The organism is Actinoplanes sp. URMC 104, assembly GCF_051386375.1.
Lineage (GTDB): Bacteria > Actinomycetota > Actinomycetes > Mycobacteriales > Micromonosporaceae > Actinoplanes.
The window spans coordinates 24,158-48,749 of sequence record NZ_JBPQTO010000010.1; the positions used below are offsets into that span (position 1 = coordinate 24,158).

General features: G+C 67.4%; 47 protein-coding genes and 1 pseudogene. 3 read left to right on the forward strand and 45 right to left on the reverse strand.

The window, feature by feature from the left end; genetic code table 11:
* Window positions 1-419: 419 nt before the first annotated feature.
* Window positions 420-3,194 (forward strand): tetratricopeptide repeat protein, encoded by a 2,775-nt coding sequence (locus ACSNN8_RS25440; protein WP_436652065.1) that lies wholly within the window; start codon window positions 420-422, stop codon window positions 3,192-3,194.
* Between the two features lie 148 nt (window positions 3,195-3,342).
* Here the strand turns inward: ACSNN8_RS25440 and ACSNN8_RS25445 are convergent, their stop codons facing one another.
* The 5 genes from ACSNN8_RS25445 to ACSNN8_RS25465 all read right to left on the reverse strand — a co-directional run bounded on the left by ACSNN8_RS25445 (window position 3,343) and on the right by ACSNN8_RS25465 (window position 10,867).
* The gene (locus tag ACSNN8_RS25445; protein ID WP_436652066.1) at window positions 3,343-4,545 is read right to left on the reverse strand and encodes an IS110 family transposase; all 1,203 of its coding nucleotides are present in this window, start codon (window positions 4,543-4,545) and stop codon (window positions 3,343-3,345) included.
* Between the two features lie 718 nt (window positions 4,546-5,263).
* Entirely contained in the window at window positions 5,264-5,530 is a 267-nt protein-coding gene (locus ACSNN8_RS25450; protein ID WP_436652067.1) for a hypothetical protein, read from the reverse strand.
* 383 nt (window positions 5,531-5,913) lie between these two features.
* Window positions 5,914-6,552, reverse strand: a complete 639-nt coding sequence (locus ACSNN8_RS25455) for a hypothetical protein (protein WP_436652068.1) — start codon at window positions 6,550-6,552, stop codon at window positions 5,914-5,916.
* A 20-nt stretch (window positions 6,553-6,572) separates the two neighbouring features.
* The gene (locus tag ACSNN8_RS25460; RefSeq protein WP_436652069.1) at window positions 6,573-9,062 is read right to left on the reverse strand and encodes a WD40 repeat domain-containing protein; all 2,490 of its coding nucleotides are present in this window, start codon (window positions 9,060-9,062) and stop codon (window positions 6,573-6,575) included.
* Between the two features lie 140 nt (window positions 9,063-9,202).
* Complete coding sequence (locus ACSNN8_RS25465) at window positions 9,203-10,867, reverse strand: NB-ARC domain-containing protein (protein WP_436652070.1); 1,665 nt, start codon at window positions 10,865-10,867, stop codon at window positions 9,203-9,205.
* 510 nt (window positions 10,868-11,377) lie between these two features.
* Between ACSNN8_RS25465 and ACSNN8_RS25470 the strand changes: the two genes are divergently transcribed.
* Together ACSNN8_RS25470 and ACSNN8_RS25475 are read left to right on the forward strand one after the other, a co-directional pair.
* A complete protein-coding gene (locus tag ACSNN8_RS25470; RefSeq protein ID WP_436652071.1) occupies window positions 11,378-11,851 on the forward strand; it encodes a hypothetical protein in 474 nt (157 codons plus the stop codon).
* A 243-nt stretch (window positions 11,852-12,094) separates the two neighbouring features.
* Window positions 12,095-12,244 (forward strand): hypothetical protein, encoded by a 150-nt coding sequence (locus tag ACSNN8_RS25475; RefSeq protein ID WP_436652072.1) that lies wholly within the window; start codon window positions 12,095-12,097, stop codon window positions 12,242-12,244.
* A gap of 533 nt (window positions 12,245-12,777) precedes the next feature.
* Here ACSNN8_RS25475 and ACSNN8_RS25480 read toward each other — a convergent pair.
* From ACSNN8_RS25480 to ACSNN8_RS25675, 40 genes and pseudogenes are all read right to left on the reverse strand, one after another.
* Window positions 12,778-13,019 (reverse strand): annotated as a pseudogene (locus ACSNN8_RS25480) (tyrosine-type recombinase/integrase); the annotation flags it as partial.
* A gap of 424 nt (window positions 13,020-13,443) precedes the next feature.
* The gene (locus tag ACSNN8_RS25485; protein WP_436652073.1) at window positions 13,444-13,797 is read right to left on the reverse strand and encodes a hypothetical protein; all 354 of its coding nucleotides are present in this window, start codon (window positions 13,795-13,797) and stop codon (window positions 13,444-13,446) included.
* Window positions 13,798-14,273: 476 nt separating this feature from the next.
* Window positions 14,274-14,513 (reverse strand): hypothetical protein, encoded by a 240-nt coding sequence (locus ACSNN8_RS25490; protein WP_436652074.1) that lies wholly within the window; start codon window positions 14,511-14,513, stop codon window positions 14,274-14,276.
* The gene (locus tag ACSNN8_RS25495) at window positions 14,510-14,923 is read right to left on the reverse strand and encodes a hypothetical protein (protein ID WP_436652075.1); all 414 of its coding nucleotides are present in this window, start codon (window positions 14,921-14,923) and stop codon (window positions 14,510-14,512) included. Before ACSNN8_RS25495 ends, ACSNN8_RS25490 begins: the two co-directional genes overlap by 4 nt.
* Complete coding sequence (locus tag ACSNN8_RS25500; RefSeq protein WP_436652076.1) at window positions 14,920-15,291, reverse strand: hypothetical protein; 372 nt, start codon at window positions 15,289-15,291, stop codon at window positions 14,920-14,922. Before ACSNN8_RS25500 ends, ACSNN8_RS25495 begins: the two co-directional genes overlap by 4 nt.
* A 41-nt stretch (window positions 15,292-15,332) precedes the next feature.
* The gene (locus ACSNN8_RS25505) at window positions 15,333-15,575 is read right to left on the reverse strand and encodes a hypothetical protein (protein ID WP_436652077.1); all 243 of its coding nucleotides are present in this window, start codon (window positions 15,573-15,575) and stop codon (window positions 15,333-15,335) included.
* Window positions 15,575-16,030 carry a hypothetical protein gene (locus ACSNN8_RS25510; RefSeq protein WP_436652078.1) on the reverse strand — a complete coding sequence of 152 codons (456 nt, stop codon included), beginning with the start codon at window positions 16,028-16,030 and terminating at the stop codon, window positions 15,575-15,577. Before ACSNN8_RS25510 ends, ACSNN8_RS25505 begins: the two co-directional genes overlap by 1 nt.
* A gap of 19 nt (window positions 16,031-16,049) precedes the next feature.
* Window positions 16,050-16,238: a hypothetical protein gene (locus ACSNN8_RS25515; RefSeq protein ID WP_436652079.1), complete on the reverse strand. Its 189-nt coding sequence runs from the start codon at window positions 16,236-16,238 to the stop codon at window positions 16,050-16,052.
* Window positions 16,235-16,510 carry a hypothetical protein gene (locus ACSNN8_RS25520; RefSeq protein ID WP_436652080.1) on the reverse strand — a complete coding sequence of 92 codons (276 nt, stop codon included), beginning with the start codon at window positions 16,508-16,510 and terminating at the stop codon, window positions 16,235-16,237. Before ACSNN8_RS25520 ends, ACSNN8_RS25515 begins: the two co-directional genes overlap by 4 nt.
* A 1-nt stretch (window position 16,511) precedes the next feature.
* Window positions 16,512-16,763 (reverse strand): hypothetical protein, encoded by a 252-nt coding sequence (locus tag ACSNN8_RS25525; protein WP_436652081.1) that lies wholly within the window; start codon window positions 16,761-16,763, stop codon window positions 16,512-16,514.
* Window positions 16,760-17,005, reverse strand: a complete 246-nt coding sequence (locus ACSNN8_RS25530; protein WP_436652082.1) for a hypothetical protein — start codon at window positions 17,003-17,005, stop codon at window positions 16,760-16,762. The genes ACSNN8_RS25525 and ACSNN8_RS25530 overlap by 4 nt, the downstream gene beginning before the upstream one ends.
* On the reverse strand, window positions 17,006-17,215 hold the full coding sequence (locus ACSNN8_RS25535; protein WP_436652083.1) for a hypothetical protein: 210 nt from the start codon (window positions 17,213-17,215) through the stop codon (window positions 17,006-17,008).
* On the reverse strand, window positions 17,212-17,685 hold the full coding sequence (locus ACSNN8_RS25540) for a DUF6292 family protein (protein ID WP_436652084.1): 474 nt from the start codon (window positions 17,683-17,685) through the stop codon (window positions 17,212-17,214). Before ACSNN8_RS25540 ends, ACSNN8_RS25535 begins: the two co-directional genes overlap by 4 nt.
* Before the next feature lie 8 nt (window positions 17,686-17,693).
* Window positions 17,694-17,888: a hypothetical protein gene (locus ACSNN8_RS25545; protein WP_436652085.1), complete on the reverse strand. Its 195-nt coding sequence runs from the start codon at window positions 17,886-17,888 to the stop codon at window positions 17,694-17,696.
* Window positions 17,889-17,920: 32 nt separating this feature from the next.
* The gene (locus ACSNN8_RS25550) at window positions 17,921-18,217 is read right to left on the reverse strand and encodes a hypothetical protein (protein ID WP_436652086.1); all 297 of its coding nucleotides are present in this window, start codon (window positions 18,215-18,217) and stop codon (window positions 17,921-17,923) included.
* Entirely contained in the window at window positions 18,214-18,378 is a 165-nt protein-coding gene (locus ACSNN8_RS25555) for a hypothetical protein (protein WP_436652087.1), read from the reverse strand. Before ACSNN8_RS25555 ends, ACSNN8_RS25550 begins: the two co-directional genes overlap by 4 nt.
* Window positions 18,375-18,590: a hypothetical protein gene (locus ACSNN8_RS25560; RefSeq protein ID WP_436652088.1), complete on the reverse strand. Its 216-nt coding sequence runs from the start codon at window positions 18,588-18,590 to the stop codon at window positions 18,375-18,377. Before ACSNN8_RS25560 ends, ACSNN8_RS25555 begins: the two co-directional genes overlap by 4 nt.
* On the reverse strand, window positions 18,587-18,733 hold the full coding sequence (locus ACSNN8_RS25565; protein ID WP_436652089.1) for a hypothetical protein: 147 nt from the start codon (window positions 18,731-18,733) through the stop codon (window positions 18,587-18,589). The genes ACSNN8_RS25560 and ACSNN8_RS25565 overlap by 4 nt, the downstream gene beginning before the upstream one ends.
* A gap of 51 nt (window positions 18,734-18,784) precedes the next feature.
* Complete coding sequence (locus ACSNN8_RS25570) at window positions 18,785-19,012, reverse strand: hypothetical protein (protein WP_436652090.1); 228 nt, start codon at window positions 19,010-19,012, stop codon at window positions 18,785-18,787.
* A 527-nt stretch (window positions 19,013-19,539) separates the two neighbouring features.
* Window positions 19,540-19,728: a hypothetical protein gene (locus tag ACSNN8_RS25575; RefSeq protein ID WP_436652091.1), complete on the reverse strand. Its 189-nt coding sequence runs from the start codon at window positions 19,726-19,728 to the stop codon at window positions 19,540-19,542.
* Window positions 19,725-19,859 carry a hypothetical protein gene (locus ACSNN8_RS25580; protein ID WP_436652092.1) on the reverse strand — a complete coding sequence of 45 codons (135 nt, stop codon included), beginning with the start codon at window positions 19,857-19,859 and terminating at the stop codon, window positions 19,725-19,727. Before ACSNN8_RS25580 ends, ACSNN8_RS25575 begins: the two co-directional genes overlap by 4 nt.
* Before the next feature lie 72 nt (window positions 19,860-19,931).
* Entirely contained in the window at window positions 19,932-20,132 is a 201-nt protein-coding gene (locus ACSNN8_RS25585; protein WP_436652093.1) for a hypothetical protein, read from the reverse strand.
* Window positions 20,129-20,362, reverse strand: a complete 234-nt coding sequence (locus ACSNN8_RS25590; protein WP_436652094.1) for a hypothetical protein — start codon at window positions 20,360-20,362, stop codon at window positions 20,129-20,131. Before ACSNN8_RS25590 ends, ACSNN8_RS25585 begins: the two co-directional genes overlap by 4 nt.
* On the reverse strand, window positions 20,359-20,568 hold the full coding sequence (locus ACSNN8_RS25595; RefSeq protein WP_436652095.1) for a hypothetical protein: 210 nt from the start codon (window positions 20,566-20,568) through the stop codon (window positions 20,359-20,361). The genes ACSNN8_RS25590 and ACSNN8_RS25595 overlap by 4 nt, the downstream gene beginning before the upstream one ends.
* Window positions 20,565-20,762: a hypothetical protein gene (locus ACSNN8_RS25600; protein ID WP_436652096.1), complete on the reverse strand. Its 198-nt coding sequence runs from the start codon at window positions 20,760-20,762 to the stop codon at window positions 20,565-20,567. The genes ACSNN8_RS25595 and ACSNN8_RS25600 overlap by 4 nt, the downstream gene beginning before the upstream one ends.
* Window positions 20,759-20,950 (reverse strand): hypothetical protein, encoded by a 192-nt coding sequence (locus ACSNN8_RS25605; protein WP_436652097.1) that lies wholly within the window; start codon window positions 20,948-20,950, stop codon window positions 20,759-20,761. Before ACSNN8_RS25605 ends, ACSNN8_RS25600 begins: the two co-directional genes overlap by 4 nt.
* Window positions 20,947-21,114, reverse strand: a complete 168-nt coding sequence (locus tag ACSNN8_RS25610) for a hypothetical protein (protein ID WP_436652098.1) — start codon at window positions 21,112-21,114, stop codon at window positions 20,947-20,949. Before ACSNN8_RS25610 ends, ACSNN8_RS25605 begins: the two co-directional genes overlap by 4 nt.
* Before the next feature lie 90 nt (window positions 21,115-21,204).
* Entirely contained in the window at window positions 21,205-21,444 is a 240-nt protein-coding gene (locus tag ACSNN8_RS25615) for a hypothetical protein (RefSeq protein ID WP_436652099.1), read from the reverse strand.
* On the reverse strand, window positions 21,444-21,578 hold the full coding sequence (locus tag ACSNN8_RS25620) for a hypothetical protein (protein WP_436652100.1): 135 nt from the start codon (window positions 21,576-21,578) through the stop codon (window positions 21,444-21,446). Before ACSNN8_RS25620 ends, ACSNN8_RS25615 begins: the two co-directional genes overlap by 1 nt.
* Before the next feature lie 85 nt (window positions 21,579-21,663).
* Window positions 21,664-21,873, reverse strand: a complete 210-nt coding sequence (locus ACSNN8_RS25625; RefSeq protein ID WP_436652101.1) for a hypothetical protein — start codon at window positions 21,871-21,873, stop codon at window positions 21,664-21,666.
* Window positions 21,861-22,163 carry a hypothetical protein gene (locus tag ACSNN8_RS25630; protein ID WP_436652102.1) on the reverse strand — a complete coding sequence of 101 codons (303 nt, stop codon included), beginning with the start codon at window positions 22,161-22,163 and terminating at the stop codon, window positions 21,861-21,863. Before ACSNN8_RS25630 ends, ACSNN8_RS25625 begins: the two co-directional genes overlap by 13 nt.
* On the reverse strand, window positions 22,139-22,627 hold the full coding sequence (locus ACSNN8_RS25635; protein ID WP_436652103.1) for a hypothetical protein: 489 nt from the start codon (window positions 22,625-22,627) through the stop codon (window positions 22,139-22,141). The genes ACSNN8_RS25630 and ACSNN8_RS25635 overlap by 25 nt, the downstream gene beginning before the upstream one ends.
* Window positions 22,624-22,749 carry a hypothetical protein gene (locus tag ACSNN8_RS25640; protein WP_436652104.1) on the reverse strand — a complete coding sequence of 42 codons (126 nt, stop codon included), beginning with the start codon at window positions 22,747-22,749 and terminating at the stop codon, window positions 22,624-22,626. Before ACSNN8_RS25640 ends, ACSNN8_RS25635 begins: the two co-directional genes overlap by 4 nt.
* Window positions 22,746-22,955 (reverse strand): hypothetical protein, encoded by a 210-nt coding sequence (locus ACSNN8_RS25645; RefSeq protein WP_436652105.1) that lies wholly within the window; start codon window positions 22,953-22,955, stop codon window positions 22,746-22,748. Before ACSNN8_RS25645 ends, ACSNN8_RS25640 begins: the two co-directional genes overlap by 4 nt.
* Window positions 22,956-22,958: 3 nt before the next feature.
* Complete coding sequence (locus tag ACSNN8_RS25650) at window positions 22,959-23,150, reverse strand: hypothetical protein (protein ID WP_436652106.1); 192 nt, start codon at window positions 23,148-23,150, stop codon at window positions 22,959-22,961.
* Between the two features lie 144 nt (window positions 23,151-23,294).
* Complete coding sequence (locus ACSNN8_RS25655) at window positions 23,295-23,540, reverse strand: hypothetical protein (protein ID WP_436652107.1); 246 nt, start codon at window positions 23,538-23,540, stop codon at window positions 23,295-23,297.
* Window positions 23,537-23,752: a hypothetical protein gene (locus tag ACSNN8_RS25660; protein WP_436652108.1), complete on the reverse strand. Its 216-nt coding sequence runs from the start codon at window positions 23,750-23,752 to the stop codon at window positions 23,537-23,539. The genes ACSNN8_RS25655 and ACSNN8_RS25660 overlap by 4 nt, the downstream gene beginning before the upstream one ends.
* Window positions 23,749-23,934, reverse strand: a complete 186-nt coding sequence (locus ACSNN8_RS25665; RefSeq protein ID WP_436652109.1) for a hypothetical protein — start codon at window positions 23,932-23,934, stop codon at window positions 23,749-23,751. The genes ACSNN8_RS25660 and ACSNN8_RS25665 overlap by 4 nt, the downstream gene beginning before the upstream one ends.
* The gene (locus ACSNN8_RS25670; protein ID WP_436652110.1) at window positions 23,931-24,158 is read right to left on the reverse strand and encodes a hypothetical protein; all 228 of its coding nucleotides are present in this window, start codon (window positions 24,156-24,158) and stop codon (window positions 23,931-23,933) included. The genes ACSNN8_RS25665 and ACSNN8_RS25670 overlap by 4 nt, the downstream gene beginning before the upstream one ends.
* Complete coding sequence (locus tag ACSNN8_RS25675) at window positions 24,155-24,376, reverse strand: hypothetical protein (RefSeq protein WP_436652111.1); 222 nt, start codon at window positions 24,374-24,376, stop codon at window positions 24,155-24,157. The genes ACSNN8_RS25670 and ACSNN8_RS25675 overlap by 4 nt, the downstream gene beginning before the upstream one ends.
* Between the last annotated feature and the right edge of the window lie 216 nt (window positions 24,377-24,592).

A 24,592-nucleotide genomic window follows, 5' to 3' on the forward strand; every position in this document is an offset into this window, starting at 1 on the left:
AAAGGTATTCAGGTGCACAAGTGGACGGCGGCAGTCGCAGGGGGGTTGCTGGTTGCTGGCCTGGGAATCTTCTTGATCATCCAAGGTCTGGACAGGGCCGATAAGTGGGCCAGCGTGCTCGGGTTGTTCGTTGGTTTGGTCGGTCTCGGTCTCGCGGTGGCCGGTACAGCCAGCACCCGGCGGCCTACTAGCGGGCAGACGGTTACCGAATCGATGGTCGGCGGCGGTGTGACGCAGGTCCGGGGTGTGCGTGGCAGCGTCCGGATCGGCCCAGCAGCCACAGCGCCGTCACCTGCTGCAACTCCGGCGCCGCCTCCGTCGGGCGACGCCGCTACAGATGGACAGTCCGTGATGCGTTCATCCACAGCGGGCCCGATTCGGCAGGTCGACGACGTCGGCGGAGATGTGGAGCTCGAGCGATGACTCGTTGGTGGGCGCCGCGACGGGCCACGGGTCAGATAGTCACCGGCAGTGTGGTCTTTGGCGACGTCGTCCAAGTCACCGGTGTTGACGGGGATGTAACGGTCTCCCTTGACCGGCCGCCGTACCAGGTTGTGCAGGCTGACGGCAAAGCCGTACCGGTGAGTGTGGAAGAGGCGCGGGCGCAGCCGAGCCGGCTGTTGCTGGCCCGGCATCAGATCGTGCCGTTCACACCTCGTGATCGTACCGGCGGCGCCCTTGACGCATGGGTTGCTGGAGCCGAGCCGGTCGCTGCGCTCCTCGTCCACGGGGCAGGCGGAGAGGGTAAGACGCGGCTTGCCACGGCAGTCGGCGCTCAATGTGCGGCCGCAAAATGGGCGGTGTGGCATGTGAAGCACGCCGCCACTGCCGCGACGTCGCGGGTCGAATTGCCCGGCGGCAAGGTCCTCGCCGTTGTGGACTACGCCGACAGGTGGCCGTCTTCGGCACTACTCGCCCTGCTCACCCAGCTCCGCGTCCTCCACGTCCGGGCGGGAACCCGCGTGCGGGTGCTGATGCTGGCCCGTTCGGCGGGCTCTTGGTGGCCCGCACTGGCCGATCGGGCCGACAGCGACCTAGGAATCCGGGTCGACCGATGGCCCTTGCCTGAGCTAGCCGCAGACAGTACCGACACCCGCCATACCTTATTCAATGCCGCGGCCGAAGGCTTCGCCGCAGCCTTAGGTCTAGCACCGGCCGCCTGGCCGGTGCCGGATCTGGCCGGCGACGGGTTCAGGCCAATTCTGGCAGTGCACATGGCAGCGCTGGCCGGGGTGGACGCCATCGGGCGCGGCCAAACCCCGCCGATCCAACCGGGTGCCGTGTCGGCGTACCTGCTGCGCCGGGAACAGACGTATTGGCGAGAGCTATACGCCCGTGCTGAGACGCCGATCCAAACCTCGCCGGAAAAGATGCACCGGATAGTCATCGCCGCAACTCTCACCGGGAGCCAGCCCCGGTCCGTCGCCCATCAAGCCCTCGCCAGCGCCGGGTTCGCCGACACCATTACGGCTTCAGATCAGATCATCGACGACCACATCACCTGCTACCCGCCAGTTGACCCACGGACCGTATTCGAGCCATTGCATCCCGACCGGTTCAGCGAGGACCTCATCGCCATGTCCACCCCTGGCCACGGCGGAGACGGTGTCAACGACCTGGAACGTGACTGGGTGACGGAAGCGATCAGCGCCCTCTTAACTGTCAGCGAGGGGAAGCCGCCGGCATGGACTGCGAACGTTGTAACTGTGCTGGTCGAAACAGCGTTGCGCTGGCCCCACTTCGCCAACGAGGCGCTCTTTCCCGTCCTCCGGCAGCAACCCGAGTTGGCGTTGGCCGCCGGCGGCGCAACCCTTTCCCGTCTTGCCAGCATCCGCCACGTCGATTCTGCCGCAGCGGAGTCAGCCGAAGAATCAGCGCAGGCGCACTATCGTCTCGTCGATGTACTCGAGGCCGTGTACGACGTTCTTCCAAGCACTCAACATGTGGACTTCGACCTGGCTGCGGCCGACATTGCATCCGTCATCTTCGAAGAACGGATGAGAAGCAGTCAGGAACCGGGCGTCCGTGCGTCAGTCCACGAACTCTACGCGCGCCGGTTATATCAAGCGGGTCGATTCTCGCAGGCTGTCGGCATTTACGAACAGGCCGTGCGTCTTCGCCGCGAGTTAGCGCGGGACGGCTCGCGCGTCGAACTGGGTAGGCTGGGCAGCGTTCTCAGCGACCTTGGCGGGTGTCGAAGGAATCTGGGCCAAATCACCGAGGGCCTGGCGGCGGCTAAGGAGGGTCATGCTCTACTCCTGAGCCTGAACGCAGTTGAGCCCGAAACGTATGCTGCCAGGCTGGCGCACAGTCTGAACATGCTCGGCACTTGTTTCGGAGATTTCGGTGATCGGCGTAACGCCTTTGACTGTTTCGTGAAGTCGTCTCAAATCTATACGCAGCTAGCGAAGAGCGAGCGCCAGTTCGACATGGAACTCGCCATCTCGCTCCATAATTTGAGCACTCACCTTCGAAATTTCGGCGATCTTGAGCAGGCACTGTCCGTCGCCAAGAGGTCGGAAGCCGTGTGGTCGGCGCTGACGCGGTCGGCTCCGAGCCAGTATCGTCACGGGTTGGCATCGGCGCTTAACGCCATGGGTAACATTTACACCGCCATGAATGATTACGACCAAGCCGTGCAGTGCGTTTCTGCCGCGACGTCTCACTATCGGGTTCTGGCCGAGAAGAACGAAGATTTTTACCTTCCGCGGCTCGCCGAAACGCTCGACAATCAAGTCAGCCCTTTGCTAAGGCTGGGGCGCTACCGCGAAGCGTTGGAACGTGTTGAAGAAGGGTTAAAATTCCGACGCGAGCTCGTGGCTTCCAACGCGGCGGTTTATCTGCCCGATCTTGCCCTCTCGCTAAACAACAAAGCGGCCGTGGTCGCGGAAAGCGGAAATCTCGCCGAAGCCGAGAAGGTCTGCTCAGAAGCAATAGGGATGTATCGCCGCCTTGTCGATCGGAACCCGAAGGCGCATAGCGAGGACCTTGCCCAGTCTCTTCACAATTTGGGAACCGTCCGATATTTGCGGCATCGAGCCGGATCGGGCTCGTTGGATGAAGCTTTGTTTTCGGTAGAGGAGGCGGTGGAAATCCGGCAAAGACTTGCGGAAGCTGGAATCCTGGAGGACTGGGACAAGCTTGCGGAGTCCGAACAGCTCATCGACGGAATCCGGCGCCAGATGCCACGGTAGACGAGGGTGTCTTGGCGTGGGCGGCGGTGATGAGCCAGGTGGATTTCGATGAAGGCGGTTGCTCATTGCGTGCCAGATCGCCTCGGCCACGGCGCGCTGCTGGCGGTCCGTCGGTAGACTCCGGGGGGGGGTGTCCCTATGGGTTTCGTCAAGCGGCAAGTGCGTGGTCGCTGGGCCTTGCTTGGTAGGGGTTTTGGACGCGCAGCATGGCGAACAGGACGTCGACACGGCGGCGGGCGAGGCAGATGAGGGCGGCGTTGTGGCGTTTGCCTTGGGCGCGTTTGCGGTCGTAGTAGGCCCGCGATAGTGGGTGAGCGAGGCTGGCGAACGCGGCGAGGAAGAATGCGCGTTTGAGCTGTTTGTTGCCACCTCGGGGTGGGTGTTCGCCGCGGATGGAGGTGCCGGAGCGGCGGGTGATTGGGGCCAGGCCGGCATAGGCAGCCAGGTGTCCGGGTGTCTTGAAGGCGGTCCCATCGCCGACTTCGAGCAGGATGCGAGCTGCGGTCCTGACACCGATGCCGGGCATCGAGGTCAGGACCTCGGCAAGAGGGTGAGCATCAAGCATCCCCTCGACCTCGGCGCCGACCTGGTCGCGCTGCAGGAGAACCTCGCGGAGGCTGTCGGCCAGCCGCGGGAGGATTTTCTCCGCGGCGGTGGCGCCGGGAACGGTCACCGTCTGCTCTTCGAGCTCGGTCATGATCTGCTCGACGAGGCTCTCACCCATGCGAGGGGCGTTCTTGGCGGCAATCTCGAGCAGCTTGCGGCGTCCGGCCTTGCGTAGTCCGGTCGGACCGCCGCAACGCGACAGCAGCTGCAGTACCGCCTTGTGCTGCACCCGAGGTCCAAGGACACGTTCCAGGGCGGGGTGGATCTGGGTGAGCAGGCCGCGGATGCGATTAGCCAGGCGGGTCGCTTCGCCGGCGAGGTCGTCGTCGAAGCCGACCAGGACTTCCAGCTCGGCCAGTGCCTCGTCGCCGACGTCGACACGGCGAAGCGTGTGCGGCAGCGTGCGTGCGGCGTCGGCGATCACGTAGGCGTCACGGGCGTCGGTCTTGGCCGCGCCCGGGTGCAGGTCCGCGATGCGACGCATCGCCAGCCCTGGCAGGTAAGCGACGTCATGACCGCAGGATCGAGCGACCGCGACCGGCAAAGCTCCGATCGAGGCCGGTTGGTCGACCACCACAAGAATCCGGCCGTGACGGGCGAGTCTATGGAAGACCTGCCGCAGCTTGGCCTCGGTGTTGACCAGCGCGGCATCGTGCAATCGCTGCCCATCGCGATCCAAGGCAACGGCATGATGGCCGTCCTTGCCCACGTCGAGGCCAATAAAGACCTGGTAGTCGCCGTGCACATCGCCTCCCCACGACAGCCGCCGCCTCGATCGCCAGTCTGGCGTCGACTGCCGGCAGCCACGTTACGAAGAGACCTACCCCAGCACCGTGGGTGGCCGTGTCCCTATCAGCGGTCCATCGACGCCACCCGGCCCTGCGACAACACCCCCGGATCATCCGTACGACAGGGGCAGTAAGTCATACCGAGCCGGGCGACCGAGCAGTCCCCGGCTGGGGACGACCAAAAAGGTAACGGTGGGGTGCCTTCGGCTGGATGAGCCCGCCGTCGTGGCGCCCTGGGCCCCGCTTCTGGTGACCCGCTCAGCCGCTGCGGTACGGGGTGTGCACGCCGCCATTCCGGTCACGTCGGGTTTGATTGGGCTTGTGCTGTTCGTTGAGTCCGCGGCGTTTTCCGTTCCAGTGGTTCAGGTACTCGCCACGGCTGCCCTCGTCATGGTGGCTCTGTGCTGGCGTCCGTCTCACCTTGGACGCCGAGATGAGCGGACTGGTTGGTAGCCGGTGCCGGCGCGCTCGGGGTGCCGTACTGCCTGGGCTAGCTGTCGTGTGAGCGCGGCGGCCAGCCCTCACGATGATGCGCCAAGGTACGACGCAGGGCTTGGCTCGCCGCGGCTCGCGTGACCTACCTCGGCCGTTGGTCCTCTCGCCCGCAGACCATCGCGAGGCGGCGACGTTATCGACCGCAACTGCTGGGATACGAACGGTCTCTGGGTTACGACCTCACCGACGATGCGCTTTAGCCTGCGGTGCGACATCGTCGCTCAATGCGAGCTGGGCGTCATAGGTGCCGTCCAGCAGGCGGGTGCGGCACCGGTCCAGGATGGCCTGGGCGGTGGGTGCGGCGCCGGCGAAGGTGGCCTTCTCGGGCGTGTCGATCGACACCATCCGGACCGGCATGAAAATGTTCGGGGTGTCGCCGTCGGAGACGCTCAGCAGTTGGTGATCGGATGCTTCACGGATCACGCGGGGGAAATCGAAGGCGACCACGGCAGGTGCTCCCCTCGGCGGAGGCGCATGTCGCTGCCAGTCGACCACGCAGCGTGGTGGTCGTGCAGTCCGCCATCGGACATGACGCCATCCGACCGGTGGCGGACCGATTTCGGCTTATTGGGACGCCTGGGCTACATCTTGGCCAATGAACCTACGACAAGTTCGGGGGTGGGCCACGTGAGCCCATCAGCGCCACCGACTTTGCCAACCTGCCCTAGATGCAAGGCCCGCCCCGCGCAGGGACAACTCGCTGGGTCGTGGATGCGCTGCCGTGATCTGGATTGCATGCGTCGTTCCCGGACCGGTATTTAGCCACGACTGCCATCAACCGGCCGCCGATGCTGCTGTGCGAAGGATGGACGCCCCAGGCATCTCCCTCATCACTCAGGTCGGTGCGTCCATCGGGGACCGTCGGTTTGAGCTCCCGGCGCAGGGAGATCCCGTCCGTCCGACGGTGGCGGCGGCATGTGCACGCGGTCGTAGGCGAGTTTGGAGAACATTACGTACCAGTAGTCGGGGTGTGGCGTCACCAGTCCGGTTCGCGGCAGGTCGACGAGCTCCAGCGTTATCATTTTGCCGTCGCAATCGGACATCCGCACGCCATTGAACCACCAGTCGTGCCAGGTGCTGCCCGTATTAATGCTCCAACGCCGGTTCGTGAGATAGATAGTGCCCGACTCGACGTGTTGCCATTGACCTTGAGCGTCTCTCGCCGCCTGCGCCCGCCGTCTGGCGTTGCCCACGGCGTTCGAGGTGACGTTCACCGCGCTGATCATGGCGCCGAACACCCCTCCGCCCATGGTCCAGCCGCCAGAGCGCTTCATGTACGACCCGTCGCCCTCGAGAAATTGGTAGACGTGTGCGGGGATCTCGCCGTAGCAGTGTTCACCTCTCTGCAGCGCCACCCTAGAGTTGATGGGCTGCGGCTCGGCGCCCCCGTTGAAGGCGCCCGCAAGTTGCCGCCCGCTACGGCGGGACTCATCGATCATCTCTGCTTCTGATTTGCGCTGAGCCGTCACCTGAACCTCCAAAGACTTTGTTATGTGACGTTTCCGAGGATCATCGACTGCACGCCGAAGTCACCTGTGAGGATGAAGGACGTATCCGCCACAAAGGCCGCCGCGGCTACATGCGTTGCAGCAGTGGCCGACGCTCGCGTGCCCGGCCGGTCGAGATCGATGACCTCGACTTTGCCGTTGAGCCCGACCGCCCCGAGCAAACGGCCTCCGGGACTCAGCCGCCACCGCACGTGCTCGTCGCCTGCCAGAGTGCTTCGAACGTTGAGGGGGGTTGATTCGGGCAGCAATAATTGAATGGAGCCGTCCCGGCCCACCAGCACCCTCCGCGATCCGGTCGCGTTGACTAGCACGGTCGCTACCCCAGCCGGGACAGTTGCGATCCCCTCGACGGCGCCGTCCGGCAGACGGATGACGCGCACGTGACCGCCATCCCAGACGAACAGGCCGCGGCCAGTTGGGTCAGCGGCCATTCCAGACGCGTTCTTGACGGCGTGCTGGAGACGGCCATCGGCGAGGCTCCACACGGAGGCGGTCCCGTCCTTGTCCAGAGTCGCGAGCCACGTCCCGGACACATCGCCGGCCAACTTATCGGCGGGCGGTAGAGCTACTACCCGCCGTCGGGTCCGTACATCCCACATCACCAGGTCACCGCGGTAGTATCGGCGGAACACGGCGGGACCCGAGCGGGTCGCCGCCGCATGTACTAACGTTCCGTCCTGCGGTCCGAGGCGGTCGAGTTGCCGTCCGGTACTCGGATCCCAAATGATGATGCTGTGGTCCCAGTCCTCAACAGCGATCCACCGCCCGTCCGGGCTGAAGGCTGGAAACTGCGGTGCACTCTCGAACTGAAGGTCCGCGGAGCCGTGGCAGGCGTACTGCGGCAAGCCCATGAGCGGATCCCACACGTCGAGGTAACGCTGGTCTGTGACGGTCGCGAACCAACGGCCCGCAGGGTCGGCGAGCACTGTGACAGGGCGCCCGATTAAACCGCGCGCGGACTGCTGCCGATCCTTGCTCCGGTCGCCGTCGAGGCGGGTGAATAGAACGTCATTGGAACTGGTGACCGCCGCCGTTCGGCGATCACCGCTGACTGCGGCCGAGATTGCCCGCGCGCCGGCTGCGGTCTGAATCCGCCCCACATCGTCCGCAGCAAGGTCCCACGTCTCAAACTCGCCGTGGTTTGTGGCGATCAGGAGCTGACCTGGCGTCGCGCCGGCGACAGCTAGCAGCACCGAGCCTTCGCCCCAACCGGTCGCCAGGCAGCGACCGCTGTCCGGCTCGAAGAAGTCAACTCGGTGTTCCTCGGCCACCGCGTCGCCTCCATTTGTGGACTGGCGGTTCATGACGGTCGCAAGCATCCGATCTGACAGCGGTATCAGAGTCGCGCGGCCGTAGTCGTCGGCGTCGGCAGGCAGTTCGGCGACTGGGCCGCGGGCCCGGAAAGTGCCGCCCGACCGCACGTCGGTGACAACGAGCTCGCCGGGCCGGCTGAGCCAGCGCAGGATGCCGGTGCTGGCGTCTACCTGTGGCTGATCGAATACGCCGCGGAACCGACCGATCCTGCGTCCTCGGGGCCAGTCCCACAGCGCAGCGAAACCCTCGTCGTCGACCACGAAGAGCAGATTGCCGTCGAGGGCCAGGCCGTCGAGGTATCGGTCATCCGTGTAACCGGTATCGATCCGTCCGGCGAGCCGCCGTTCGGCAAGATCCCAGATCTCGATGAGGCCGGGTTGGGCCTCGACCGCTACGCGATCGTTCGCGCCGTTGAATGCGGACCTCGCTGTCCCGCCGTCGACCGGCATCGTCAGCAGCACCGTGCCGGATTCCCACGAGTGCAGTCGCAGGACGTCGTCGGAACGAGACATGAAGGTTTCACGGTCGACGGCGAAGACGAACCTGGCCGAGCCGTACCCGTCGCGTGCGGTGTCGGACACGTACAGCGGCACAATTTCGTCGGCCAGCGACCAGACTGTGAGCACCCCCTCCGAAGTGACAAGGGCGAGCTGATCGCGGCCGCCGACGAGCGTGTACGTCTGCTCGAATCCATATTGCATGCGCATAACATCCGGGTGTCGGGCCGCAGGGAAGGCGCTCCGCCGAGCGTCCGCCCAAGCCTCCCGCGAGTCGAGGACCGCCACGCTCGCCCCGCTGGCGACGTCCCAAAGAATTACCACGCCGCCGCGGTCGACGCTGACAAGGTAACGGTCGTCGGCGCTGAAGCGGCAGCTGACGACCCTCTCGCCATGGCGCTGCAGCGTGTGCGACCGCGACCCGGTCGACGGCTGGACCGCCCAGGCCAAGCGAAGATTCACCCGGCCGAGCTCCCGCATGCACCGCTCGGCGACTGAGCGTGTGCGGGGGTCGGCGCAGAGACTGGCGAGCGCGGTGTCCACCCGGTGCGGCCGGGAGCTCGTATCGCGCAATAGATGGGCGCAACGCTCCACGCCCTGTGCCAGTAGAGCCAGGTCCGGATCCGGCTGCAAGGTGAGATCAGCCACGATCTCGCCCACGGGCCGGATCGCAAGACTCCTCAAGATCCATCGCGGGTCGAGGCACACCGCCCTCAAATCACCGCCAGCCTGGTATGTGAGTCTCGCTTGCTGCCGGAACAGAAAGTTGGCAGCGTCTGAGCCTGCGCTCGGCGACCTGGTCACCAAGGTGGGTCCCCATCGTTCGGCAGAGTCAGCTCGGTGTCCTCCGACAGCCTGAGTATGTCCTGGCTGATCTCGGCGATGAGTCGGTTGCCGGCGCGGTGTCGCAAGTATTCGCGTACAACGTCATGCAGCCGGACGGCGGGCGGATTCAACTGGAAGTGTTGGATGAGTGAGTGGCTGGCGAACTCGAGTAGCAGCGACTCACTGGTGGCGAAGTCCAGTCCGGCACGCCGCCGCCACAACTTGGCGATGACCTCGCGCGGCACATCGGAGTCGTCCTGGAACGCGCACAGCTCGAGGTAGCGTTCGTCCGCGCCGGGGTGAAGTTCGCCGAGGAACGTCAGGCTGGTCTCCATCGTCGTGCGGACGGTCCGGTTGCGGGGGCTGGTCGGACCGGTTTCGCGATCTCGGTCGAACGCGGTCGGCCCGTGCTCCCGCCGACGGTGAAGAACATGTCCGACGGCGTCTCCGACGGAGCCGCCTTGATCTACGACCCATTGCAGCTGGCCGCCGACGAGCGCGAGGTTGATCGGCCAATCGTCGCACAGCTTGCGTAACGGCTCGAGATCGTCGTCGCTGATGTCGAGCTGTCCCCGTAGCAGTTGTATGGATTCGGCTGGCTGCATGGCGTCGACGCGCAGTCGCGGAACCTGCGAGGGTGCCGCGCGTTGGTTGCGAGACGTGATCACCCGGAAACACGTCGGCGGGAGGCTGTCGACGAAGGGCTCGACGTGGCCTTCCGTCCAGGCGTCGTCGATGATCATAAGGGTGGGAATTCCGTCGGTCAGCTCGCCGACCCATCGGGCCAGGCGCTGTGCTTCGCTGGGGCGGCTGCCCCGATCCTCTAGGGGACGTCCGACGTCAGCCAGTTCAGCGGCGACCCTTTCGAGTTCCGATTCGACCCGTACTAGGGAGCGATCCTCGCTGAGCTGGATCCAGAGCACGCCTCCTTCGAAGTGATCCATTGCCTGCTGGCTGAGGCAGAGGTTCTGTGCCAGCCAAGTCTTACCGAAGCCGCCGGTCCCCCAGACCTGGAGTAAGGGAACGGGGTCGTGGCTAGCGAAGATCGCGTTAGCGATCTCGGTTTCCACCTGGGGTCGGGATACGTACCGGCCCCAGCGCACCGGGCTCATGAATGGCCGCTGGTTTCGCGACGCCGTGCTGTTTCGCACTGCGGTCAAGGCGGTGAGCTGCGCTTCGATCTTGTTGAGCTTACCGAGCAGTGCGCCGAATCGAAGTTCCCCTGCAATCGACTCGAGCGAACCACCCCGACGCGCATTTTCGGCGATGCCGCGAACCACCTCCGTGGCCAGAGCATCCATCACCAGCTCACCGTCCACGCCGACGTTCTCCCAGTAACTGATGCCACCGACGATCGGCTCGCCCAAGGGGGCGAGCCAACGGCGTACGGAGGCGGCCGGGTCTCGCAGATCACCGGGGGAGATATCGAGACGAGCCACGAGACGCTCGGTCAACGCGTCAGAAAGGGAGCTCTGGGCGACGGGGTCCGACGTGGCTGCTGCCGTCGCGGGCTCGACGGCCTTCCGGATCACCTTGTCGAGGTCGCGTACCTGAGGTTCCCGGGATATCGCAGTGCGGGTCTTGTTCAGGGTCTCGCCGACGATCCATTCCAGGACCGCGCCCCCGATGGTTTCGAGCACTACGACTCCCGTGCACCGATGTGGAGCCTCGGTGTGTGGCTAGGCGGTCGACGGATAGTTGACCTCGGGAAAGCTTCTCGCCGACCTGCACGACCACAAATACTGCGTTCGGTAGCCCTTCGGCGACGATCATCCAGGATCCACCTGGATGATCGTCGCCCGGCGGGCCATGAGATGTATGTTGGGGCGCTGATTCGTTGTTTACCCTGCGTGAAGGGCTCTGGGGTCTGTCCGTCACCCGCTGCGCTGGTTCTGTGGGAGTTGCGGCATACCGGACGCGCCCTGCGTGAGGGTGGCTGCAAGCGGCCGTGCCCCAGCCCGAACGCTTCAAGCGGCGTGTCCGGACGGAGTGAGTGGTCGGCTCACTGGGCGGTGACCGATCCAGTGCGCCGGCGCTGACGCGTCTCATCACTCATCAGCGCTCCGACGCCCTGGTCACCATCTCAAACCAGATCCCGGGGCGTGCCCGGCCAGCACCCAACCCCGGTCGGCAGGCGGAAGCTGAAGAAGGTGGCCCTGTACCACCTGCCGTGGTCGGAAGTTCTCACGGTCGCTGTCATGCCGAAGGAGTACCGCGGGGTGGCCGATACGGACCAGGCGGGGATTCTCGGCGAGCTGATCCGCTACCTCGAGCACCCCCGCTCCGGTGTCCTGGAGTTCTCCGACATGGGATCGCCGTGGGTCGGTGTCCGCGAAGCGGTCCCCGCCGGGACGTTGCACGCCTCGAACCCGGGCGCCTCCGCGGTGGCTGGCCGGTTCGACGCTCTGGTCCGGTTCGACGGGCTGAAACTCGGTCGGCAGCTCGGCACGGAGTTCCTGCCGACGCTGACCCGCAAGGAGGTGGCGCCGCCGACTTGCGGGCGTCCCGGATCACTTGCCACGTCGACGTGGACGCGCCGAAGGAGGGCCGGCGACCATGCGGGTCAACTGGCTCGTCCGGCAGCTCAAGGACGCCCCCCGAGTCACTGCGGATCGAATCGGTGACGGCGTACTCGCGCGGCCCCGGCAACGCAGAGCTGCTCAAGAGCGTGCGGGAGAACCCAGGCCTGCTGATCCCCGACCCGGCCAAGGACCTCAAGTCGTTCCGGGTCGCCGCGACCGTGGCGGCGGGCACCAAACGCGGCACCGGCCGCGGCTCGTTCATTGACTCGGTCCGCACCGCGATCGACGACTTCTACGCGCACGTGCTGCAGAACTTTCAAGCCGTGGCTGGCGACGCCGCCCAAGATGCGCGCGACCGAGGATGTCGAGGTGGAGCCGGTCGCGTCGGCACTGGTGTCGACGGCATTCTCGTCGCAGGACGGGCCGGAGCCGGTGCCCGCGCGCTCCCACGCCGAGCCGGTCGCATCGGAGGCGGTCGTAGCGGCCGAGGACTGATCGGCTGCCAGCCTCGCACAGACGTCGAGAAGGCGCCTGGAGAGGGGGATGGATCAGCGTCGAGGCACATGATCGCCCCTATCGTGCCGCTGGCCAAGTGGCGGGCTGCGGTGGCTGGAGCGACCGCACCCCGCCGCGTCTCATGCCTGCCTCTTGACTACCGGCGAGGGGTGGAAGAAGACGCCCGCCGCGCTGATCATGTGCGCCCGATGCTTCGAGGCGGAGCTGTGAAGGACGGCAGCACACAGGGCCACGCTGGCCACGATTCCGACCACGGGTAGTCCCACGATGATGAGGGCAGTCTGCGGCGACAGGTTCTCAATTGATCCGAGTTTCACAGCATCCTCCTAGCTCTGGCCGAGCCGGCGCCCATGCAGAACTCAGCTCGGCCGCAAATGGGCTGATGCCGGAATCTGCGACGAAGCTATCCGTCAGACCGACCATTGTTCTCACGGCCGGCGTACTACCGGGCGAACGGGGGCGTCAGCGTCGGCGGGCATGCTGGCACCAGCAGGCCAGGCAACGCCTGAGGCTCACAACGCCGGTGGCGCCAGGTCGCAAGGAAGTGGCCGAGTCGGAGCGCCGACTGGCACGGCGGGCGCGCTGAGGACACGGGCGGAATCGCGGTCGAACTGTGCGGGTCGCGGTCGTAGCGACGCGTCGCGCGCGGATCTGCGTAACCCGTGGCGTCCTGCACGTCCTGCAAGGGCACGCCGGCCTCGCGGGTGCCGGTGGCAAACGCGTGCCGCAACGAATGCGGTGACAGCCGGTCCGCCGAGGCGATGCACCCGGCGGCCATGCAGCGGCTGGTCGTGATGACGTTCGGCTCGGCGAGCCAGCCGGGCGTCGCGGTGACGTTGGTGGCGAACAAGGGCCGTTTACCGCGTCGACGGTGACGCCGGGGGCGGCTGCTCGGGCGGTAGGCGCCGAGGACTACGACCTACAGGACGGTGGCAGCACTACTGCTCCGAAGTAAGGGGCCGTCTCCATCAAGACCTTCTGACCGAAATCCAGCCCCGCCCGCCAACAGCGGGCGGGCCCAGCGTGAAGCGGTCAGACTCCGCATGTCGATCTCGACCTGAGCGCACTCGACTGAGCCACCGCCTGCGCACTGCTACTCGACCGCACCCTGCCGTTTCTCGCCATCAGCTGCGAATGCTGTCGTGAGGCCGCGATGAAACGCCTCCTGGCCCGCTTTCTCAGTAGATGGCACCCAAGCGCGCAACCACGTCAGGACGCAAGCTGCTGACGATCTCGTCGGCCTCGCCGCCTTCGACTGGGTGCAAGACCATCGGCAACGCGCCAAGTACGGCCTCGATCAGCAGGCCATCGACCTCCAACTTGCCCCTCAGGTTCGCAATTAGCGAGGCCACCATGTCGATCGCTGTCATGCGTCGGTTTCGCCAGGCCCAGGCCACCATGTCCCCGAAGGCGTCCGACAAATCAACCGGGAGGTCCACGCTGTACTGCCGCAACACGTGTTCGGCCTCCCACTGGCTCGCGCGGAGAGCGAAGAGGCCGAAGGTGTAGCTGTCGATGTTGACCGAATCCATAGGCGAGATCTTGCCTTAAACGGCGAAGGTGGCCCTTTCGGCGTGTCTCGGCGGTTCGGGCACTGTTTCGAGCCCTGAGGTTGGTCTCGAGCAACCGCTCGTTGTGACAGTGCAGACGGCATGCCGCGCTAGTGCAGCGTCAGCGACTCGACTACTCAACGCCGACCAAGGCCGGCTGGGTAGTTGAGCGTTCCGTAGCCCTTATGTGCCAGCACCCGCAGCGTCGGGCGAGTGGCCTGACCGACGTGCGCCGTCCGGTTGGCACTGACCCCGGCAATCTGCAGCGCCCGCTTCTGTGCGTCGGCGAGCGGGCGAGGTGAGCGCCTTGACGGGTGGTAGGGCACCTGCCTGTTTCACCGTCTGGAACGGTCTCGAGGATCTGCTTGACCGCGGCCAGAACGGGCTCGGCCCGCTTGGCGGCGATGACGTCCTCGACCGGCACGCCCTGGTGGGCGGCGAGGGCAACGCGGCGGCAGTCAACCCACGCGCCGTGGGCGTTGTCGTAGGTGACTCCAGCTCGTCGAGCCAGACGATGCCACCGGACCGGGCGAGTTCAGATCCTCCCCGGTTTTGTCTTCCCGGTCCCGCTGCCCGCAGTCTTCGGCGATCCGCAGCATCTCCCGCGCCTCCTCGAGCGCCTTGCGTCGGTGCTTCTTCTCGCCAGGCAGCGGGATGAACCCCCAGCCGGCCACCTTCAGATACGACTCGTCGCTCACTGCCTGCTCCCGGCGCCGACCCGCAGCACCTGGGCGGATCCGTCATCAAGCATGAGCTGCACCGCCTCGTCGGAGAGCTCCTCACCGAAACCGCCGGTCGAGCAGAACCAGGGGAACTCCGGCGGCGACTTCGGGTGCTTCCACAGGTCACCCAGCATCCCGGCCCTGATATGCGTCTTGAGCGGCAGGTCCGCTGCCCGAGGCGCGGTCACCAAGACCACTCCGCCTCGTAGTCGACGCCGGCCACGGTCGTCTCGGTGACGTGCACCCCCAGGTCCGCCCATGCCGCGCTTCTCTTCCTTCTGGTAGGCGAGCCGGGCCACCACGTCATATAGCTCCTGCTCGGTCATCGGCGGCATCAGCGAAGCGGACACCTCAACCACGAACCGCTGCGTGCGAATCTCGGTCACCGGCCTGCCGCCTTCATGATGGCGGTGAACTCGGCAACCGCTTCCAGGTCCAGGCCGACGACCTGCGCGCCGTCGTCGAGCATGCGGTCCATGGCGCGGTCCGCAGCGAGCCCGTTCTCCGACTGCCAGCGGATCTTCTGCCCGCCGATCTCCCGCTCGGGGTAGGCGATCCAGTCGTCGCCGTCGTAGCGCACGATGGTGCCGTCGGGCAGCTCGCGGGCGTTGGTGACGGTGGTCCAGTCCTCGCTCATCGTTTCCTCCAGTTCGGCGACGGTTGTCCCGTCGCAGTCCTCGTGCAGGTGGTCGCCGCAGCGGCAGCCGCACGCATACATTTCGGGTTGGCAGCCGCACGCCAGGTCAACCACCACGAGCACGTAGTGGCGGCGAGACCCACACGGCCGACACATGGTCAGGACTTGAGGTCCCGCTCGGCGCGGGCCAACCACTCGAAACCGCGCGGCGTTAACGTCCAGTAGTCCAGCCGCAGCCGGGTTGGCGGCATGTACAACAGAGCCAACCCGGCGTTGATGAGGTCGGTCATGGCCGGCCCGCACGTGGCGTAGGCGTTCTCGTCGTGTTCGACCGTCCACTCCCGGCTCGCCGCCCGTCTTGCTGCCGCGATGCGCTCGGGTGTCGGCTCCAGCTCGCCCATCAGGCTTCTCCTCGGTGCTTCTCGAGCTCGGCCAGCAACGCCCGCGCCATGTCCGCCAACGCGTCCGTGCGGCCCTCAGAGGCCAGCACAGCGATGTGCGCGCGGACCTCGTCAGGGGTTTCGTAGTGGATCGGCTGGTCGGGGCGGACGGTCAGCACGGTTACGGATTCCAGTTCTCGAGAGCTGCGTTCAGCGCCTGGTACGCAAGCGAGGTGCTCGCACCCAAAACGGCAGACTCGGCGACCTTCGGGTTGTCGAGGGCGTACGCCATTAGCCGGGCGCCGGAAGCGAGAAAACCGACGAGGTTCATGCATTCGTCGAAGCGCCTCCCGCGCGGCGGCGCCGGTGAGCCGGCGCAGCGACTCGCGGATGTCATCCCAGTAGCCGCGGAATGTGTCGTCGGCGAGCATCGCCTGCAGGTTCGCGGCGTCCTGCGACTCCGGCAGCGGCGCCATGCGAGGCAGGGAAGTGGCGTCATGCTGTGGCCTCGGGTCGCGCGCTGTACGAGACGACACCGTCGCGCTGCATTCCGTCCAGAATCTCGGCAATCTGGACCCGGCCGCGGATGTCGTCGTCGGCCAGCCCGAATCGGGTGAACAGGTCGGCGAGGGTGATGCCTTCACCGACGGCTGCCTCGACCTGCTCGCGGGTAGGGGCAGTCACGGGTTCACCCCGACCGTGTGCGACCACATGGCGTTGGCGTGCCGCTCCTCGACCCGGTCGACCAAGGCGTCGAGGTCGTCGGCAAGTTTCGACATCAGGACCCGACGAGACGCATCCTCGAACCTGCCACCGACGATGCCTTCGACTACCCGGCGGATGGCTGCAGCAGCGTCGCGGACGGTGGTGGAGTCCGAGTCACCGTCGGGAGGCCAGGGCTGGCCATAGCTATCCATAACTGCGTTGATCTCGACGCGGGGAATCGTCACGGCCATGTCAGTGCTCCTTGTCCAGGTCGAACTCGGCGACGATCAGCTCGGCCAAGTGACCGGCGCCGACGCGCTTGTCCGGGTTGGTGCGGGCGACGAACGGTGCCACCTCCGGCTTGCGGTGACGTTCCAGTCCGTAGGCGGGCAGGTGGTGGGAGAGCAGCTCGCCCAGCTCGACGGCGGACAAGCCGTCTTCAGGGTCGTCGAGCTCACGGATCGTCGCGGCGATGTCATCGAGGATGCGGGCGGCGGTGGTCATCGGCGCGCTCCGCTTGCAAACCAGTCACGAACCGCCGGGTGCGCATCCTCGCCCGGGTCGTACTCGGGGTTCAAGGCGTCGACGACCGCGCCGTGCAGCGTTTCCTGCGCATCGTTGACGGCGCCCTCGCCCTCCATCGCCTTCCAGAGCAGGAACTTCAAGTGGAGCGTGCGGAGGTCGTCAGCGGGGAACTGTGCCCGGAGGGCGGCGACGAGCGAGGTGTAGGACGGTTGGTAGGTCATCTAGTCCTCCAGGTCTTCGAGTAGGTCATGCGCATGCAGGTAGCCGTGAGCCTCCACCACCCGCTCCTGCGCCTTCAGCACGTCGATCACGTCCTCGAGTTGGTGCCAGGCCGGCAACACACCCAGCCGGTCCGCCAAATCCAGACGGGTGCGGCAGCCCTGCTGGATCAGGTGCAGCACCCGGTCGGCGGTGACGTTGGCGAGAGTCACGCCGGGGCCCGGTAGTGAGCTAGAGCCGCCTCGAACGCCGGGTCGTCGTCCTCGAAGGTGTGGTCGGGGAAGTCGACGTCGGGATGCGCATCGGCGACCGGGTGGCACTCCTCGCCGATCTGCATCGCAGCGGCCAGCTCCACCGAGGCGGGGGAGGCAACCCGGGCCACGGGCAAGTCGTACACGAACCGGCCGTCATTGGTGTGCGACTGCGCGACGGATACCAAAGCCCAACCCCGGTCCTCCGACCAGGCCAGGTTCACCTCGTCGTTCTCCCAGATCGGGCCGGCATCTCTCGCTTCGCCGTTGATCGCGACGTGCAGGCCGATGAATCCATCCCGAGGGTCGTTGGGCTCAGCCGACCAGTCGTCGACATGGAACCCGGCGAACGGGAGGAGGTCAGCGACCGCACGGATGTACGCCTCGTGTGCCTGGTGGTAGCCCTGCCCTTCCGGGTACAGCTCTTCCATCGTGGTCGTCAGTCCCCCAGGGAGTAGTAGTCGTCGTAGCCGCAGTCGGAGCAGCGCCAGCCGTAGCCCCAGTTGGTCTGGTAGTGCGCGTAGTCGAACGACCGGCACTCCGGGCACAGCGGCTTCGGCTCGACCTTGTGGCTGGCCGGTTCACCGTCGTGGTCCCACAAGGCCAGACCGGAGCGGGTCTCTCCCACCTTCACGATCGGGTCATGACACCTTTCGCAGACGACGCTCATCGACCGCTCCGAGCGAGAAGGTCGGTGACGGTCAGGCCGTTGCAGGTCACCAGCGGCGCCTGTTCTTCGGCCAGCCGCAGCGCGGTCTGCTCGTCGAAGCGGTGGTCGTCCACCCAGTCGTCGTCCCGCTCGGACGGGCGCATCTCGTAATCCCACTGCCCGTCGGCACTGAGGCAGTGCGACATGTGGGTTACCGCCCAGCGTCCGTCGCCGCGGTAGGCAACGGTGATCGCGTAGTGCCGGTAGTTGACGTTGTTCTCGGGCAAGGCGCAGATCGTGTACTCGGTGATCACTGCACATCGTCCTGGACGGCGTCGGTCACTAGGTGCTCGATCACGTCGGCCAGGCCGGCAATCTTGTGCTGCTTGAGAGGCAGCATCATTTCCCCGCCCTCGAGGTTGAGGTACAGGTCCAGCAGGGCGTGGATGCGGTCGGTGAGTTCCTCGCGGGTCACGGCGCCGCCTCGGTGGTCTCGAGGATGCGAAAGTAGCCGCCCTGCTCCTCGACGAGCGCGAGCACCGCAACGGTGTTGACGATGTTCGCCGGGTACGGGGTCGCCTCGCGAGGTGTGTCGGCGAGGTGCGGGCGGGCGTGAGCCGACCCGGCGATGCTCAGCCACTCGCCGTGGTTGGTGATGCCCCACGCCCAGCCTCTGCGGACACTCACGACGCGTCCTCCGGCTCGTCGATGAGCTTGATGTGAATGCCCCGGCGTGGGGCGTCATCGGCGTCGGCGTCACACAGCCACCACTGTGCGGTGGTGGTGAGCGAGCGGTACAGGTGGATGTCGCCGCCGTGCTCGCCCGGCACGTAGCCGGGGGCGTGTGAGACGGCGCAGACGGTGGGGGGAGCCGGTGGCGGTCATCGCGGCGCGAGCTCTATCGCGCAGTTGCCGTCGTGGTTGTGCGCGGCATCGCAGGAGATCCAACGGATGGTGCCGTCGCGGTGCAGGTGCGCGAGGGCCACGCCGACCCAGCGGGGGTCGGTGGGGCCGCCGTAGCGCTTGACAAGCGTGTCGAGGCTGAGCGCGCCTTCGGTGGTGAGGTCTGCACTGATGGCGGCCTCAAGGTCTGTGGTTTGGCTGGGCATGGGTGCTCCTTGCGTTGTCGAGCTGCTGAGTGGCGTCGAGGAGTGCTTGTTCGGTGTCGCGGTAGTCGCCGGGCCTGCCACACCGGCGCCGGTCATGTCGGCGAGGCCGCTGCGGCGGATCGTGCCCGAGGGTCAGCCGGCCGTAAACCGGGTGCAGGGATGCGGCGACGGTGTGGCGGCTGCTGCCGGTGCCGGTTCCCCGTGCGGCGGCTAAACCCGGTGAGCTGAACGGTGGACATCAGCGCTTCTCGGGGTTGTTGGGTGGTCATCAGCTGTGCCCGGCCGCGCCGGGCGTGGCGGACAGGTCGTCGGTGTGGTTTATGGGGTTCCGTGTCGGCATCACCGCAGCGACCGCGCGATCTCTGCGAGGGTGGTGTGCGGCCGCAGGCATCGGGGGCAGCACAGCACGCCGTCGATTGCGGTCAGGGGCAGATCGTCGAGCGGGCACACCGGTGTCCACTCCCGGCCCGTCCACTGCAGAGCCAGTGGCGCTCCGCCGGGGCGCAGGCGTTGTCCGACGGTGGGCATCAGCGGCGGTAGCCGTCGCCTGCGCCGGGGCACAGCCGGTCCGCGACGACCGCCTGATCCTCTCGCGGGGCGCCGGACTGCAGGAGGAGATTGACGGCGGGGGTGCCGTCGCGCAGGGCTCGGGCGCGCACCGTCAGCAGCAGGCGCACCTGTTCGGCGGTCAGGCCGGCCAGGTCGCGGTGCCTCATCGCCCACCGGCCCGGCCGAGGCGGCCCTGTGACGGGTAGGCGGGCTGCATCGCCTGCTGCAGCTGCTCGGTCGTCAGCGGCGCGGGTCGCCACGGCCGCGGCCGGTTGAGGTTGGCGTGCTGTACGTTCATGGTGTTCCCTCCCGGGGGTTCGTGGGCCGCGCTCGTCTTCCAGGACTCCAGCGCGGCCCTTCTCCTTGTCGGTCATCGCCCGTAGGCCGGGTTGTCGCGGGCCTCGGCGTCGTGCGGGGTGCAGAACCGGTAGTGCGAGGCCGGGTCGGACGGATCGCCGCAGTACGGTTCGGACTCCACCGGCCACGCCCGGATGCAGCGGCCCTGCGCGGCCATCAGCCATTCCTCATCGAGGTAGTTCTCGCGGGCCAGCAGCGGCTGCAGATCGCTCACGTCGCCTCCCGCGCCCAGGCGATGCACTGCTCCGGCTGCCGCCGCCAGGAGCCGGCCAGCCCGAGGTGGTCGGGCAGCCGCCGCTCGTGGGTGGACCCGGCCGCGTACACCGCCCAGCCCTCACCGGACAGCCGCGGCAGCACGATCCGGCTGGTGCCGTCGGCGCGGTGTACCCGCCAGCCGCGGCCCATCGGTTCGGTGTCCGGGCCCAGGTTCGTCGTGGCGGTCACCGCGGGTCGCCGATCAGCGACCGGATTGCCTCGTCGGCGGAGGCGAACTGCGGCGGGTTCGGGTCGGCGCCGTCGACGATCGCGACGAACACGCCGCCGCAGCGGCGCTGCACACACCCGGTCGGCACGCCGCCGGGACGGTGGCTGACCTCGTAGTGGCCGTGCCCGTGGTCGGTGACCCGCGGGTCGCCGGTGTAGGCGTTCACCGGGCCGCCTCCGCGAGGATCCGGTCGGCCCGCTGATAGCAGTCGGCCCTGTCGCGTGCCGTCACCTGCCGGCTGTCCCACTCCCGTGCGCCGGCGGCCTGCTCCGCCGCCGTCAGCCCCACCTCGGGGCCGTGCGGTTCGACGACGTACAGGTGCCGGGCGAGCGCGTCTCGGCCGGTCGGGTAGCTGCTCATGGCGTCACCTGCGTCACCTGCGTCCGCCAGTACGTCACCGTCTGCACCGTCATGGGGATTTCGGCGTTCGGGTTGCTGGCGCTCTTCGCCGCGCGCATGATCCGCGCGTACAGCTGCTCGTCGGTCTCGTGCGGGTAGGTGGCGGTGAACGCCTCCACGATCGTCTTAGCGACCGGGTCGCGGCTCATCGCAGAAACTCCGCGCCGGCATCCTCGCCGCCCAGCAGCTCCGCCACAGCGGCCTTGTCCGCGGCGAGGGCGTCCGTCTGCCGCAGGAACACGGTGATGTCTTCAGCCTGTTCGGCTTTGTCGCACAGCCGCTGCTGCGCCACGGTCAGGTTCGCGTAATGCATGCCTTCTCCTTCGGTCTCGGCCTGAACTGGCCTCCGAGACACCCAGCCCAGGGGAAGTCAGGGCGGCAGGCTGGGTGCCCGGGGAGCCGGTCAGACGTGCACCGGCAGGTAGGCGCGCCGCACCACAGCAGCGCACCACCGCATCCGCCCGGCAGCCCACATCTCGTCGTCGCCGTACGCCTGCGCCAGCCGCGCCGCACACTCGCCTACGCCGAGTTCGGCCAGCACAGCGTCGACCGTGCCGCGGACCAGCAAACCGTCCGGCAGATCAATTGGGCTCAGGTCCGAGCAGAACAGTGCCTCAGCCCTGACAATGTCGACCGCGCCCATCAGAACGGCTCCTCGTCCGGGTAGTTCACAACCGGCAGGGACTGCGGCTCGTCCATGTCGGCGACATCAGCCGGATCAAAGTCGAGCTCGTTTGGGTCGCACACGGGGCAGCCAACGCCGATGCAGTCACTCACCACGACCACCCACACGTCGGGCAGGTACGAGCACCGTCGTGGACGTCGCTGCCGCACGACGAACAGTGCTGACACACGAGGGCGCTCACGACGCCACCCCCGCCCGGTGCTCGTGCACGAGTTTCTCAACGGTGACCGCGTCCACGTTGCAGTCGGCGCAGACCAGATGCCCGCAGCTGTCGTACACCAGACGGCCGGTCGGGCAGTCGATGAACGGGCACGCGTCACCCGGCACGGCGGCGAGCGCGGTTACGGGCACCAGATTCAGATCGAGGGTGCGTTTCACGAGCACCACGACCCGTCGTTGCAGCGGCCGTTGAGGTCGCGCCGGTCGTGTCCGCACAGCAGCGAGCCTGGCGACGCCTTCAACATCTGCGTCCAGCCGTTGTTCTCAGCCTGCAGCTCGAGGCGATACTGCGGCGACCAGTAGACGAGTTGGGTGCCGAACCATGCGAGGGCTTCGAGGTCGTCGTCGGTGTGCTGGCCCCAGAAGCCGGTCTGCGATACCTGCTCGTCGGTGCCGTCGCGGTAGACGCGCAGGAGGTAATTCGCGCCCCACATCAGACGGCCCTCCGCGTACGCCACGCCACACCCAGCGCGGCGAGGAACCCGCGCAGGGTGCGCGCCGACGGCAGGTGTTCCTCGTGCCGCCAGCCGACCATGCCCGGCGCGTACGGCAGGTACGCGATCGTCTCGGCGACGCTGGCGTCGCGCAGCAGACCGCACAGTTCCTCGAGCATGCAGGCCCGGGCGGTCAGGTCGGGTTCGGCGGCGAACCGGTCGAAGAACCCGCCCACCTCGGCCTCGAACACCGAATCGGTGTAGTGCCGGCGCGACAGCCGCCCGGTGGCGGCCAGGTCCGCGTCGGCGATCACCCGCAGCAGGACCGCGATCTGCTCGTCCGCGTGCGGGTCGGCGAGCCGGGATGCGGCCAGGTCTGCGAAGCGGTCGGCCTGGTCGAACAGCAGCGCCACCCGGTTGCCGTCGTCGGCGGCGGCCAGCTGGTCCCAGCCGTAGCCGAGGGCGCGGTAGTGGTCGTTGAGGTTCATCCGATCGTCCTGCGGCGGCGGCCGGTGAGGAAGTGCAGTTCGACGCCGGCCGGTTTCGGCAGGCAGGCGGTCACCCGGGTGGGCGGGGTGCGGCGGGTGCGGGCTTTCGCGAGGCGGGTCACAGCGCCACCTCCAGGTGCACGGAGGTGACGTCGCGGTAGGTGGCGGTGAAGTCGCGGCCGTGCCCGGCGGTCAGGGTGAATGCGGTGTCGGGGTCGTGGCTGGCCAGGCAGGTGAGGAAGTCGGCGGCGGCCAGCAGGCCTTCCGGGTGCTCGCCGCTGGTTTCGTTCCAGCCGCCGTGGGTGAGGACGGTCAGTTTGTAGTCCACGGCTCAGCCCTCCCGCTGCGACAGGTCGATGGCGCGGGCCCGGGCGGCGCGACGCGCCGGGCGGTGCGCGCGGCGCGGGCCGCGCAGCAGTTCGGTCAGGTCGTAGGCGGCGGCCGCCGGGACGGTGGCCAGGAACGCGGCCAGGGTGTGGTCGTCGTGCCCGCCGGCGGTGGGGGCGTAGGTGGCGTGGGACATGTCAGGCTCCTTCCGGAACATCACGAGTAGGGGCAAGGGGGCACTGCAGGCTGCCGAGGTCGGGACGCTCGGCGCGGCGGCGACCTGCGCGACGGTGTTGTCGTGGCGCTGCCGCCCCGGGTTCGAGCGGGCCGCGGTCGGTGCTCATCGGGCGCTGTCCAGGGCGGGCAGATCTGTGGGGTTGGCGGGCAGGTGCCGGCCGGAGGGCAGCAGCTCATCGCCGTACCGGTCGAGGTAGCCGTGCCAGATCAGCGCGTTGATCAGCCGGTGGCCGGGGTCGGGCACCGAGATGCCGTTGCAGAAGTAGACACCGCCCCGGTAGGTGAGCCGCCGCGCGTCGGCGGCGGCGAGGAACGCGGCAGTGGCCCGCACGACGGTCGGGGCGCTCATCGCAGCGCCTGCCGGCCGGCGGCGGTGAGCACTAGGAGGTGGCCCTGGTGGGCGAGCAGCCCGGCGGCCACCAAATCGTGTGCCTGCTGGGCGGCAGCACGGACCAGCGCGACACCGTTGATGGCGAACCAGCCGTCCAGGTAGACGATGTCCTCGCGCTGCGCGGCGGCCAGCAGATCCCGCACGGCGGGCGACAGAGCAGGGCCGCTCATCGGGCACCCCGCAGCCCGGCGCGCTCGAGGAGCGCCTCGCCGATGCTGCAGACCCGCACCCGGGCGATGAGCACCGGGGTCCCGTTGACCCGCTCGCCGCGGCCGGCGCCGTCGCTGCCGGGGTCCATCGCCTGCCCGTACGGGCACACCGTGGCTTGGATCTGCCGGTCGTCGGTAGTCATCGCAGCGCCGCCGGGTCGTCGTACTGGGCGTCCAACCAGGTGCCGGCGTAGCCGTTGACAGCCCACCGGTCCATGCGCTCGGCGACCGCGTCCCAGCCAGCCTCCTCGATGCGCGGGTTGAAGTGGTCACCGCAGACGGTGTCGCGGCAGGCGCCGCAACCATCGGCGCGGGCACGATCGAGGGCGGCAGCGGCCAGGGTGTCGTGGCGTGTCTGCGCGCTCACCGGGTCACCCCGAACAGGGCGCGTACTTGATCGGCGACCGGGTTGTCGGCGCTGGCACCGAACGCGGTGACCGGGTCACCGCCGTGCCGGGCGATGCGGGCGTCGGCCAGCCTCTGCTGCTCGGCGGTTAAGGGCTGGGACAGCTCGGCCAGGCGGTGCGGGCTGAGCCGCTCGAGCAGCCAGGTTTGGTCGGTGTCAGTGTTGGTGGTCGCCGTCATGGCGTGCCTCCGGGAGGGGTGTACCGGCCGGCGCTGGGGGATCTCAGCCGCGCCAGCACCGGCCGGGAGTTCAGTGGCGGATGCCTACCCGAAGTTTCCTAAGATACTTCTCGAACGTCAAGGCTAACGCGTGAAGTAATCGCGAAGTAACCTACTCCGGTGAAGCGCCCATACCGCCCGGAAGCCACTAATAAGGACAGGCCGCACGAGAAGCAG